11 protein-coding genes are annotated in these 12525 nt (G+C 71.5%); 9 read left to right on the top strand and 2 right to left on the bottom strand.

What is annotated here, in order from left to right; genetic code table 11:
* Positions 1 to 57 precede the first annotated feature (57 nt).
* Positions 58 to 1377, bottom strand: a complete 1320-nt coding sequence (locus HY049_04885; protein MBI3448239.1) for a glycosyltransferase family 4 protein — start codon at positions 1375 to 1377, stop codon at positions 58 to 60.
* A gap of 235 nt (positions 1378 to 1612) precedes the next feature.
* On the opposite strand from HY049_04885, the gene HY049_04880 reads away from it, so the two are divergent.
* The 5 genes from HY049_04880 (at position 1613) to HY049_04860 (ending at position 6044) form a co-directional block, all read left to right on the top strand.
* Entirely contained in the window at positions 1613 to 2218 is a 606-nt protein-coding gene (locus HY049_04880; protein ID MBI3448238.1) for a PilZ domain-containing protein, read from the top strand.
* Positions 2219 to 2412: 194 nt separating this feature from the next.
* Entirely contained in the window at positions 2413 to 3297 is an 885-nt protein-coding gene (locus tag HY049_04875; protein ID MBI3448237.1) for a flagellin, read from the top strand.
* A gap of 80 nt (positions 3298 to 3377) precedes the next feature.
* A complete protein-coding gene (fliD, locus tag HY049_04870) occupies positions 3378 to 5276 on the top strand; it encodes a flagellar filament capping protein FliD (GenBank protein ID MBI3448236.1) in 1899 nt (632 codons plus the stop codon).
* A 16-nt stretch (positions 5277 to 5292) separates the two neighbouring features.
* Positions 5293 to 5721, top strand: a complete 429-nt coding sequence (locus tag HY049_04865) for a flagellar protein FliS (protein ID MBI3448235.1) — start codon at positions 5293 to 5295, stop codon at positions 5719 to 5721.
* Entirely contained in the window at positions 5718 to 6044 is a 327-nt protein-coding gene (locus HY049_04860; protein ID MBI3448234.1) for a hypothetical protein, read from the top strand. The genes HY049_04865 and HY049_04860 overlap by 4 nt, the downstream gene beginning before the upstream one ends.
* Positions 6045 to 6054: 10 nt before the next feature.
* Here HY049_04860 and HY049_04855 read toward each other — a convergent pair whose 3' ends face one another.
* Positions 6055 to 7083 carry a sigma-54-dependent Fis family transcriptional regulator gene (locus tag HY049_04855; GenBank protein MBI3448233.1) on the bottom strand — a complete coding sequence of 343 codons (1029 nt, stop codon included), beginning with the start codon at positions 7081 to 7083 and terminating at the stop codon, positions 6055 to 6057.
* Positions 7084 to 7710: 627 nt separating this feature from the next.
* On the opposite strand from HY049_04855, the gene HY049_04850 reads away from it, so the two are divergent.
* The 4 genes from HY049_04850 to flgB are packed head-to-tail and all read left to right on the top strand — an operon-like array spanning position 7711 to position 12494.
* Positions 7711 to 9516 (top strand): hypothetical protein, encoded by a 1806-nt coding sequence (locus tag HY049_04850; GenBank protein ID MBI3448232.1) that lies wholly within the window; start codon positions 7711 to 7713, stop codon positions 9514 to 9516.
* Positions 9513 to 10763 (top strand): hypothetical protein, encoded by a 1251-nt coding sequence (locus HY049_04845; protein MBI3448231.1) that lies wholly within the window; start codon positions 9513 to 9515, stop codon positions 10761 to 10763. The genes HY049_04850 and HY049_04845 overlap by 4 nt, the downstream gene beginning before the upstream one ends.
* The gene (locus tag HY049_04840; GenBank protein ID MBI3448230.1) at positions 10738 to 12120 is read left to right on the top strand and encodes a sigma-54-dependent Fis family transcriptional regulator; all 1383 of its coding nucleotides are present in this window, start codon (positions 10738 to 10740) and stop codon (positions 12118 to 12120) included. Before HY049_04845 ends, HY049_04840 begins: the two co-directional genes overlap by 26 nt.
* Positions 12117 to 12494: a flagellar basal body rod protein FlgB gene (gene flgB, locus HY049_04835; GenBank protein MBI3448229.1), complete on the top strand. Its 378-nt coding sequence runs from the start codon at positions 12117 to 12119 to the stop codon at positions 12492 to 12494. The genes HY049_04840 and flgB overlap by 4 nt, the downstream gene beginning before the upstream one ends.
* Positions 12495 to 12525: the final 31 nt, after the last annotated feature.

The following is a 12525-nucleotide window of genomic DNA, read 5'->3' as shown; positions in this document are numbered from 1 at the left end:
CTACGCTCTGACCCCTGGGAAGCGTCGGGTGAGAGTAGCCGAGCCCGAAGGCGGGCGTCAACGCGCGGCGACGGGGGCCTCGACCTCGGTCGCGCGATCGAGCAGGCGCCGGGCGCGCTCGGTGATCGTCGCGTCGCCGCGCGCGAGATCCTTCGCGTTGAGGGCCTCGTCGGCGGCGCCTGCGGCGTCCCCCGAGGCGGCGAGGAGCTCCGCGAGCAGCAGGCGTATCGTCGCGTTGAGGGGATCGATCTCGGCGGCGCGGCGCAGGTGCTCGAGCGCCTGCGGACCCCGCCCGTCGCGCCCCGCCTCGAGGGCGCGAAGAAGCTGCAACTGCGCGACGAGCGGAGCGCCGGCGACGGGGGCCTCACGCGGTGGGCGCTCGGCGACGAGCGCCCGGAAGAAATCCCCCCACCGATGCGCCGTCCGCCTCACGTCGAAGCTCGAGGCGACGAACTCGCGGGCCGCCTCGCCGATCCGCCGCCTCAGCGCGGCGTCCTCGACGAGCGCGCCGATCTTCTCGATCCACTCGGCCTCGCTCCCCGCGAGGAAGCCCGTCTCCCCGTCGCGTATCGTGAGGTACGGCTCGACCGGCGACGCGACGCAGGGGACGGCCAGCGCAGAGTATTCCAGGAACTTGATGTTGGACTTGTACGTGTTGAAACGGTGCGGCGAGAGAGGGGCGAGCGCGATGTCGATCGAGAGCGACGCGAGCTTCGACGGATACTCGTCGATCGGCACGAACGGATGGTACTCGAGGGGAATCCCGGCCTTTTGGAAGTCGCCGTCGTACCCCATCATGACGAGCGTCACGTCCGGGAAGCGGCGCAGGAGCTTGAGGAGCGCCGGTTTCACGATCTCGAGGTCCTTCCGATGGGTCGTCGACCCGACCCACCCCACCCGGATTCCGCGATGCGCCGCGGGCGCCGGTCGCCACGCGTCGAGATCGATCGAATTGGGAAGCACGGCGACGCTTCGATTGAAGTCTCCATACGCGCGCGCGAGAGGCGGGGTCGACACCGTCAGGGCGTCGCAGGATCGCATCCACTCCTCGAGGCCGCGCAGCTCGGGGCCCCCCTTCGGATAGGCGCGCGCGGCCGGGCTCCACGAGGGGAGGTCGTGGAGGTGGTCGTCGATGTCGAAGACGAGGATCTTCCCCATCCCTCTCGCGAACTTCCGGTAGCGGACGAGCTCCCGTCGGTGCTGCCGCGACCAGACCAGCACGTCGTGATGGATCAGGTCGTCCCACGCGAGCCGCGCCGTCGCCTTCGCCTCGAAGCCGCCGAGCTCCGAGAGGCCGAGCGCGGGAAGGCGGCACCGCGCGTAGCCGCACCCCCCGGTGTCGGAGGCGATGAAGAGGACTTTCAGCTTCGCGGTCATTGCAGAGTCGCCCACTGCACGGGCGGTGCCAGCGCTCTGAGGCGGGCGCGCGCCGGGCGGCGCCGGATCTCCGTGACGCGCCGTCGGCGATCCGTGCCGGCAAGGCCGGCCCGACCCGGCAATTCTTGCCGGGTTTCCGGCGGGATCGCCCGGGGTTCCGCGCCGATCCGCCGCGGTTCCGGCGCGGCGGGCTCCTGGCACGAAGGATGCTAACGACTTCGCCCGGAGGTCCGCAATGGCAGAGGACAATCGGCGCGAATACCTCAGAATCAAGGACTCGATCCAGGTGCACTACCGTCTCGTCGACGAGGCGGCGGCCGCGGAGCTTTCCGGGGAGAGGATGGCCCGGCCGAGCATTCACAACCTCGCGCTGATCAAGGCGCTCGAGGAGGCCTCCCAGCGCATCGAGGAGGAGCAGGGGATCTCGGTCCTCCTGCTCCACAAGATCATCGAGATGGACGACAAGCTCGCCCGCATCCTCGCAGTCATCGAGAGCCGGAAGGCGGCCGAGGGGACCGATCGCATCGCGCGCACCGCGACGCTGAGCGCGGGAGGGTGCTCGATCGCCCGCGAGCCCGGCCTCGAGGCCGGGGCGCGCCTCGACCTCGTCCTCTACCTGCCCACCTTCCCTCCGATGACGATCCGGGCCGTCGGCACGATCGTGCGGGCCGGCGCGGACGAGGCGGCCGAAGCGATCGCCGGCGTCCAGTTCACCGCGATCCACGAGGAGGATCGCGAGATGCTCTACCACTACCTCTTCCAGCGGCAGCGTGAGCAGATTCGGCAAACGTCGCGTCGTCCGGGGTTTCTGGGTTCGTCCCCCATGAAACGGCGGAATTGACCTCTCAAGCCCGGGGCGATTCTTCCGAATCCGGTGGTGTGCAGCCCGCGGTTCCGGGCGGCCACCAGGGGACGGTAAAGGACGGCGAGACCTTCCACCGACCCTCAGGGTGTCCGGTTGCGAATGGCGGGAATTTTGGCGAGCCGGCGTGAGCCGGCCGAATCATCAGACCAGACGCCCCGGAGGATGGACAAATGGCATTCAGCGTAATCAACAACATCGGCGCGATTCAGGCGCGGAACAAGCTCGAGAACGTGAACAAGGGCCTCTCGAAGACGCTCCAGCGCCTCTCGTCGGGCCTTCGCATCAACGACGCGTCGGACGACGCGGCGGGCCTCGCCATCGCCGATCGCCTCAAGGCCGACACCGCGGCGCTGAATCAGGCGGTCCGGAACACGAACGACGGCATCAGCTTCGTGCAGGTCGCCGACTCGGTTCTCTCCGAGGTCAGCAACCAGCTCCAGCGCGCCGTGTCCCTGGCCGAGCAGGCCGCTTCCGACACGTCGGGCGCCGACAACAGCGCGGCGAAGACCGCTCTGGGCGACGAGTACGAAGGGATCATTCGCGAGGTCAACCGCATCTCTCTGACGGTCGACTTCAACGGCACCACGCTCTTCGGCGCCGGCGCCACGGCCAACAGCTTCTCGATCCAGGTCGGCGCCTCCGGCACGACGGCGAACGACGTCATCACGATCTCGACGAACCCTCTGACCGCGTCCGGCAGCGGCACCGGCTCCCTCGGCCTGACCGCTTCGGGTTCCGGCCCGACCGTCACGACGACCGCCCTCGACACGAAGGCGGGCGCCCAGAGCGAGCTCGCCCTGATCAAGACCGCCATCGCCGACATCGCCGCCCGCCGCGGCAGCCTCGGCACGAGCCTCAACCGGCTGCAGGCGACCGCTTCCGTCGTCCAGGGGCAGGTGCAAGCCCTGACGGGGGCCGAGAGCCAGCTCCGCGACGCGGACATCGCGCAGGAAGTCGTGAACCTGTCGAAGTTCCAGGTGCTCAACCAGACGGGTCTCTCCGCGCTGGCGCAGGCGAACACGGTGGGACAGTCGATCTTGGCCCTCTTCAGATAAGCGAAGGGGTGAGTTGAACGGGACCGGAGCGCCCCGCGAGGGCGCTCCGGTTTCGACTTTGTGACCGGGGGGGGAACCCTATGGGTATCGGCCCGATTAACTTCAGCGGCCTGGCGTCCGGACTCGACGTCAACGGCCTCATCACCGCGATCCTGAAGCCCCGCCAGAACCTCATCGATCTGCAGACGTCGCGGAAATCGACGCTGGCGACGCAGAAGGCGGCGTTCGACAGGCTCCAGAGCGCGCTCTCGGATCTCCGGGCCGCCGCGAACTCGCTCGGCGACGCCGGAAAACTCGACGCGCGCACCGCCACCACCTCCGACGCCTCCATCGCGACGGCGACCGCCGGCACCACCGCCGCCGCCGGCGCGCACACCCTCGTCGTCGCAACGCTCGCGGCGGCCGATCGGCGCCGTTCGGCCGGACTCGCCGACGCCTCGTCGGGGCTCGTCGCCGACGGCACGATCACGCTGCGCTCCGGATCGGGCGATACCGTCACGGTGAACGTCGCCGCCGCGTCGGGGAACAACACCCTCAACGCCGTGCGCGACGCGATCAACGGCGCGGGAAAGGGGATCCGCGCCTCGGTCGTGAACGACGGGACGTCGGCGATCCTCGTCGTCGAGGCCGGCAAGACCGGGACCGCGAACGCGCTCTCGATCACCGACTCCACCAATCTCAATCTCACGGCCGCCGGCAACGTCGTGCAGGCGGCCGCCAACGCCACGCTGACCGTCGACGGGATCGCGGTCACGAGCGCCGGGAACGACGTGACCGGGGCGCTCGAGGGGGTGACGATCTCCCTCCAGAAGGCGGCGCCCGCGTCGAGCGTCACGCTGACGGTGGGGCGCGACGGCGCCGCGCTGAAGAAGGCGCTGACCGATTACGTCGCCGCGTACAACAAGGCGGCCGACTTCTTCGCCGCGCAGACGGCACGCGGGGGCGCCGGGACGGCCGGCCCGCTCGCGGGCGACTCGACGGTGAGATCCCTCGAATCGCAGCTCCAGGGGTTCTCGGTGTCGGGTGTCGGCGGGCTCTCCACGGCGGTGCTCCGCTCGCTCGGGCAGATCGGCGTGTCGCTCGACGGCAAGACCGGGCAGCTCAGCCTCGACACGGCCGCCTTCGACAAGGCGTTCCAGGATCGGCCGGACGAGTTCAAGGCGCTCCTCGCCGACGCGGGCTCTTCGGACACGGGGCTCGTCACGTTCTCTTCCGCCGGGGCCGCGACGAAGGAGGGGACGTACGCCGTGGCGGTCACCACCGCCGCGGAGCAGGCGATCGTCTCGGCGGGGACCGCGGTGGGCGTGGCCGGCCTCTCCGCCGCGGAGAACCTGACGATCACGGCGGGGGGCTCCACGGTGCAGGTCGCCCTCACGGCGGGGACCACGCTCGCCGGCGTCGTCACGGCGGTGAACTCGGCGCTGCGCGCGGCGGGGGTGCAGGCCGCGGCCGACGACAATGCCGGGAAGCTGCGCGTGCGGAGCCTCGGGTTCGGCAGCGCCGTGTCGATCCGGGTCGTCGCAGACGTCGCCGACGCCGGGGACGGGCTCTCGACGGGGATCGGGACGACTCCGCTGACCGACTCGGGCGTGGACGTCGTCGGGACGATCGCGGGCGTCGCCGCGACCGGCGTCGGCAGGACGCTCGCAGGCGCCGCGGGGACGGACGTCGAGGGGCTCTCGGTCGAGACGGCGGGGACCGGCGCGCTCGGCAACGTCACCTTCACACGCGGCGTCGCGTCGGCGGTCTCGCATGCGCTCAAGGCGATCGTCGATCCGTTCGACGGCCCCATCGAGCACGCGCAAAAGGCGATCCAGGAAGGGATGGACTCGATCGGCGACCGCGTCACCCAGCTCCAGGCAAGCCTCAGCGTCGAGCAGGAGATACTTCTTCGAAAGTTCACGGCCATGGAGCAGACGCTCCAGTCGCTCCAGGGAACTCTCGCCTCCCTGGGCGGCGGCACCGGCCTGACGGGCTAGAGAACGAGGGACACGGATGACTCCGAACGAGAAGCTCGCCTACCGCCAGCTCGACTTGCAGAGCGAAGACCCCATGGAGATCGTCGCGAAGACGTTTCTCCTCGCGGCCGAGAGCTGCGACGACGCCCGCGCCGCCTGCGATCGCGGGGACATCGCCCTCAAGGGAGCGCTCGTGAACAAGATCTCGACGGCGCTCACGCTGTTGAAGGCGGACGTGGATCACGAGCGGGGAGGGGAGGTGGCGGCGTCGATGGACAGAACCTACGCCGTCCTCCTGACTCGCCTCGTCGCCGCCCACGCGTCGAACGACGTGAAGATCTTCGAGGAGGTGGCCGGCCACCTCCGCTCCCTCGGCTCCGCATGGGACGAGGCGTCCCGCACCCGCCGCTCGGCGACGCCCGTGGCGGCGCTGGAGGAGCGAGCCTCCCTGGACGTGCGCCGATGACGCGGCGGAAGGGGTCGGAGATGGATCTCGAGTGCCTGGCGCGCGCCCTCGACGGCGTGCGCTCGTCGACGACGCCGGAGGAGAAGCTGCGCGCGGCGCGCCTCTTCGCGGCGAAGGTGGAAGAGGCGAAGCCGGCGCTGACCGAAGAGCAGATCGTCGAGCTGCGGGGCGGCGTTGCGGAGATCGCGGCCGAGGTCCGGCAGGCGTCTCAGAGCCTCCAGGATCAGATCGCGAGCACCGCGAAGCGGCTCGAGAACCTCAGGGCGGTGGCGAAGCTCAAGGTGGGAGGGTTCGGCCCGGGGAACACCAACTCCAAGGTATAGCGCGCCGGCGTCAGCAGGCCGGTGCGAGCGCCGCGCCGTCGCCCAGCGTCTCGAGGTCCAGCCGGCGCATCTTCTCGACGAACGTCGTCCTCTTCAGGCCGAGAAGCCTCGCCGCCTCCGCCTTGTTCCCCCGCGCGAGCCTGAGGCTCTGGAGCACCAGGTCCCTCTCGAGGCCCGAGACGATCGCCCGGAGGCTCGTTCCCCTCGACGTGAGCTGCACCATCCTGGCGGACTCCCCCTCGTCGCCGAGGCGAATCGTCTCGGGGAGGTCCTCGGTGCGGAGCTCCCGCGCCGCGCCGGCCAGGACGACGGCGGCCTCCATCGCGTTCTCCAGCTCGCGGACGTTTCCCGGCCACGTGTGCCCGTCGAGCGCGCGCATCATCTCCGTCGGGATCGACTTCACGGGCTCGCCGGCGCGCCGGCAGGCGCGCTCGACGAAGTGACGCGCGAGGGCCGGGATGTCGTCGGGCCGCTCCCGCAGCGCGGGGATCGAGATCTGGACGACGTTCAGCCGGTAGTAGAGATCTTCGCGGAAGGCGCCGCGCCGGACCATCTCGCGCAGATCCTGGTTCGAGGCCGCGATGACGCGCACGTCCACCTCGACGCTCGAGGCGCCGCCGACGCGGCAGACGGTGCGCTCCTGGAGGGTCCGGAGCAGCTTCACCTGCATGTCGGGGCCCATCGTGCTGACCTCGTCGAGGAAGAGTGTTCCGCCGTGCGCCTGCTCGAAGCGTCCCTCGCGGTCCTTCTCCGCGCCGGTGAAGGAGCCCCGCACGTGGCCGAAGAGCTCCGACTCGATCAGGTTCAGCGGGATGGCGCCGCAGTGCACGGCGACGAACGGGCCGGTGCGCCGGCGGGGGTGCCCCTGGTGGAGCGTGCGCGCGGCGACTTCCTTCCCCACCCCGCTCTCGCCGGTCAGCAGGACGCTCGCGTCCGAGGAGGCGACGCGATTCAAGCGCTCCTTCACTTCGACGATCGGGGCGCTCTCGCCATGAAGTCCGGTCGGGGCTTTCAACGTCTCGGCGGTTGACGTCGGCATCGATGCGTCTCCTCAGCGTTCGCTCGGTGACTGAACTCCGATCTGCGGGCGCGGCTTCAAGTCATTGCGCCCGTCTCCCAGCACGCCCGATGCCAATCGAGGTAAACCCGCGCCCGGCGCGGCGATCGCCTCGCGCGCGAACCGTCGCGAGGCCGTGGGGCGCCATGTCTTGCGCTCGGGAGGGGGAACTTGTGCAGCGAATTGCGACGCGAGACGGTCGCGGCGGAGCTTCCATTGGTCCCATCGTGGGACATTCCGTCCGGCCGCCGGATCGGGACGATCCTCGAGCCGCGCCGGGCGGGAAGATCCGGACAATCCCGAATTCCCGCGGTCGCCCCGTCCATCCGTGGCGCGATTTGGGACCCCGCCCGGCTCGCGCCGCGGCGCGCCGTCGGATCGCCGGCGGGCGGTCGCGCCTTTCCGACGCCCGTCCCCGCTCGCGCCCCCCCCCGCCGGCCGTCGCGCCGTGAGGCGCGGGAGAACGACGTTCACGCGAAACGCCTTGCGGGCCGCGCGATGGGAGCGGGAGGCGGACGCTCGCGGCGCCCGGGGCTCGCCTCGGGACGTCACGGGCACGGCGATTGCCTTTGAGGGGTCCGGATCGGATTCCGGTCCGGGAGAGACAAGATGACCCGATCGTTCGTTCACCCTCTCACGATCGCCGCCGCGACCTTCTGCCTCGTCACGGCCCCGGCCGCGGCGCGCGAGGCGGCGTGCCCGTCGGACTCCGCGGCGCGGGCCGCCTCGCGCGAGCTCGGCGAGCTCCTCCGCTCGGGGAGGACGCTCGACGAGCTGAAGGCCCGCGCGGGCGACTTTCCGCTCGACGTTCCGAGATCCTGCGCCGGCGCCTCGACTTGCGACCTCCACGGGATGGTCGCCGAGCTGCGCCTGGGGCTTCAGGACGGTGACGGCGCCCTCGACGAGCTCGACGACGCGATCGCAATCTGCCCGCCCCCCGGTGCGCTCGGCGCGCTGAAGCGCGCGGGCGAGATCCTGATCGCGCGCGACGAGGATCAGCGCGCGATCAATTACCTGACCCGATACGTCGAGCGCGCCGAGTCGGCGGCGGGCGCGGCCCTCGTTCCCGCCCCCGACGCCGCGGGAGTGAGGCGGCAGATCGTGGCCGCGCTCCACCGGCTCGGAGAGGACGAGCGCGCCTTCGCCCTCCTCGGCCACCCCTCTCTCAGGAGCTTCAAGGAGCGCGCCGGCGCCGACGATCTCTGGATGATCAGCGAGATCTCGGGGGAGACGCAGCACTGGGAGGAGGCGGCCGTTCCGCTCGAGCGGCTGATCAACGTCTACCCCGCCGATCCGCGGCGCCCCGAGGCGCTCTTGCACCTCGCGAAGGCGCGTAAGAGGCTCGGGCAGGCCGACGGAGCGCGCTTCCTCTTCAAGGAGATCCTGCGCGAGTCCCCGGAGACCGACGCCGCCCTCGAGTCCAGGCTCGAGCTGCTCGATCTCCCGTCCCAGGGGCCGCTCGACCCCCTCGTCGTGATCGAGACGCTGCACGACGTCGCGACACGCGCGCTCGACTCGCGCCTCGCCGGCCGCGCCGTCGCGCAGTACCTCAGGATCGAGTCGGCGAAGCACGGGCTCCCGGTCGCCCTCATGACGCTCGTCCAGTGGAGCCGCCAGGCGATGCCCCTCTCGCGCGACGCGGTGCAGAGAGCCCTCTCCTCGATCGACCCCAGAGGCTTCGGCGACGGAAGCGCCGCGCGGCTTCGCTGGCTCGCCGCGGCGCGCGCCGTCGTCGCGGCCTTCGGGGAAGGGGTGCTGCCTCACGCGATTGCGAAGGTGGCCGCGCAGCAGGCGTTCGCCGAAGGTCTGTTCGAGCTGGCCGCCGGGTTTTCCGGGGTGTCGGAGGATTCCGAGACACCCGCCGAGGCGGACGAGATCCGCGGGCTGCACATCCATGCGCTTCTCGCCGCCGCAAGATACGAGGAGGCCGCCGCGGACGGCGGCCGCTACCTGGACGATGGGGCCGGAGCCCCCGTCGTCCTCGAGACGTGCCGCGCCCTTCGCGCGCTGGGGAAGTGGGAGGAGATCCGCAGGCGCGTCGACGCGGGACCTGAATCGGTCGACGTCGCGGTGCAGGCCCGCCTCGAGCTGTGGCGCGCCGAGGCGGTGTGGAATCTCGGAAGCCCGCTCGAGGCCGCCGCCAACGCGATTCTCTTCGCCGAAGCGCAGGTGAAGCGCATCCCGCTCATCGGCGCCGAGGCCCGCGAGAACCTGGCCGGGCTCGCCCTTCTCGCGGGCGACGGCTTCTACGGCTCGGGGGAGATCGGCCGGGCCGATCGCGCGTACGCCCTCGCCACATCGCTCTCGCGCGGATCGTGGCAGGAAGAGCGCGCGGCGCAGGCCCGCGCTCTCGTCGCGAAGCTGAGGGCGCCGGACACGTCGATCCCCGCGCCGTCTGACAAGGACGATCGATGAGGCGCGAGGCCGGGCCGCTCCCCCTCTCCTCCGCGTTCGAGAAATTTGCGGCGGCCTCCGCCACGCTCGAGCGCTCGCACGGAGTGCTCGTTGCGAACGTGAAGCGTCTCGAGGGGGAGCTGGCGCTCGCGCGCACGCGGCTCGAATCCGAGCTCGCCGAGCGCCGCCGCGCCGCGGCCTATCTCGAGGGGGTTCTCGACGCGCTCGCGTGCGGCGTGATCGTGGCGGGCCCCTCGGCCGACGGCTCGCGGCGGATCTCGAAGGTGAACCGCGAGGCGGTGCGGCTCCTCGGCGCTCCAGCCGGGGAGCTACTGGGCCGTGATCCGGCGACGCTCCCCGAGCCGATCGCCGGCGCCCTCGCGTCACTCGAGGCGGGCTCTCCCGCCGCGCCCATCCACGCGGACGTGCGCGGGACGCGGATCGAGGTGACGGCGACGCGCCTCGCCGCCTCGGACGCCGGGCCTCTCGGCGACGTGGCGCTCGTCTACGACGTCACGGCGATCCGGCGCCTCGAGGAGTCGGCCCGGCGCAGGAGCCGGCTTGAGGCGATGGGAAGGCTCTCCGCCGAGATCGCCCACGAGATCCGGAATCCGCTCGGAAGCCTCGATCTCACCGCCTCGCTCCTCAGGGACGCCCTCGCCGATCAGCCCGACCACCGCGAGCTGGTCGACCACATCCTCCTCGGAGTCCAGATGCTCAACGCCGCCGTCGTCCGCTCCCTGTCGCTCGCGCGCCCCGTGCGCGCGTCGAAGGAGAGGCTCGACGCCGCCGCCCTCACACGCGAGGTCCTGACCTATCTGCTTCCCGTCGCCGCCTCACGGAAAGCCGTCATCGTGTCGGCCCTCGACGGCCCGGCCTTCATCGACGCCGATCGAGAGCTCTTCCGCCAGCTCGCGCTCAATCTCGTGCAGAACGCGCTGGAGGCGGCAGGCCAGGGGGGGACGGTGAGGATCGGCCTCGCGCGGCGCGCGACGGGGCCGGTGCTGACGATTCGCGACGACGGCATCGGAATTGCTCCCGAGGATCGTCCGCGGATCTTCGAGCCCCTCTTCACGCGGAAGAAGAACGGGACGGGGCTCGGCCTGGCGGTGGTCCAGCGGGCCGCCGACGAGCACGGATGGCGGGTGGGCGTGCGAAGCGCTCCCGGCCGCGGAACGACGGTGACCGTCGAGCTCTTCGCGCGGCGCGCGACGGGACGGACTGGCAGGAGACGGAGGAGAGATGGCGCTGACGATTCTGGTCGTTGACGACGACGCGGCGATGCGCGAGGCGGTCCGCCGCGTCCTCGTGCGCGCGGGCCACAGCGCGGCCACGGCCGCGAGTGGCGACGACGCGCTCCGGGCCCTCGCGGCCTCCCCCGCCGATCTCGTGATCACCGATCTCCGCATGCCCGGCCTCTCCGGAAAGGACCTCGTCCGCGAGGTGAGGCGATCGTCGCCGCGCACGCAGCTCCTCGTCATGACCGCGTACGGCACGGTGGAGAGCGCCGTCGAGTGCCTGAGGCGCGGCGCCTACGACTACATCCTCAAGCCCTTCCCCCCCGAGGTGCTCGAGAGCGCGGTCGCCCGCGCCGAGGCCGCCATCTCGGGGCCCTGTTCCCCGGGGGAGACGGAGATCATCGCGGCGGGGCCGACGCTGAAGCGCGTCCTCGAGTTCGCGGCGCAGGCCGCCCGCAGCGACGCGACCGTCCTCATCGAGGCGGAGAGCGGAACCGGGAAGGAGCTCCTCGCGCGCTACATCCACGAGCGCAGCCCGAGGCGCGAGGGGCCGTTCGTCGCGCTGAACTGCGCCGCGATCCCGGCCGAGCTCCTCGAGTCCGAGATCTTCGGCCACGAGAAGGGGGCCTTCACCGGCGCGGCCCGCGAGAGGGCGGGGCAGGTGACGAGCGCCGCCGGCGGCACCTTCCTCCTCGACGAGGTCTCCGAGATGAGCATCCCCCTCCAGGCCAAGCTGCTCCGCCTCCTCCAGGAGCGCGAGGTGCGCAAGGTCGGCTCCGAGAGATCCGAGCGCGTCGACGTCCGCTTCATCGCGTCGACGAACCGGCGGCTCGCCGACGAGGTGCGCGCCGGCCGCTTCCGCGAGGATCTGTACTACAGGCTCAACGTCATCCCGGTCCGCATCCCCCCGCTGCGCGAGCGCGCGGACGAGATCCCCGCGCTCGCGCGCCACTTCTGCGCGCGGTATGCGCGCGCCTGGGGGTTCGGTGGTGCCATCACCCTCAGCGACGCCGCGTGCGCCCTCCTCGCCGCCCTGCCGTGGTACGGGAACGTGCGCGAGCTCGAGAACACGATCCAGCGGGCCGTCGCGCTCGGCCACGACGGAACGCTGGGCCCCGACGATCTCGGCCTCGAGCTGGCCCGGCCGGCCGCCGTCGCGCCCGCGGAGATCCCTCCCGGCATTCCCCTCGAGGAGCTCGAGCGCCAGGCGATCGGCCGCACGCTCGACAGCGTGGGCGGCAATCGCACGCGCGCCGCGAGGCTGCTCGGCATCAGCGTGCGCACGCTCCGGAACAAGTTGCGGTCCTACCGAGAGGAGGCGGCGCGCGCCCCCTCCGTCCCGGCGCTCGCGGGGTCGGCCCACGATCGCTCCGAGCTGCGATCGTGAGCGACATCCTCGGGCCCGGGGCTCCGGCCGCGCTCCAGAAGGCGCTCGACATCGCGGCCTACCGCGAGCAGGTCATCGCGTCGAACGTCGCGAACATCGACACCCCCGGCTACCGCGCGAAGGAGATCGACTTCAAGGGAGAGCTGCGCCGCGCCGCCGCCGGGGCGGCGGACGCATCGATCGAGCCGGCGCGGGCGGGGTCCACGCTCCGCGAGGCGGCCACGGGCCGCCTGCGCGGCGACGGCAACACCGTCGACATCGACCGCGAGATGCTGAACCTCGGCGCCACCGCGGGCTTCTATACGGCGAGCGTCGAGATGATCAAGAAGTACGTCGCGATGATGCGCGCGGCGATCACGGACGGCCGGTCGTAGAGGCGAGGGGCCGGCGCCGGCCGCGGGAGAG

Source organism: Acidobacteriota bacterium, from assembly GCA_016195325.1.
In the GTDB taxonomy this organism is placed as follows: Bacteria; Acidobacteriota; Polarisedimenticolia; order JACPZX01; family JACPZX01; genus JACPZX01.
The sequence above is the reverse complement of the archived record's forward strand: the minus strand, read 5'-3'. Positions and strand labels throughout refer to the sequence as shown.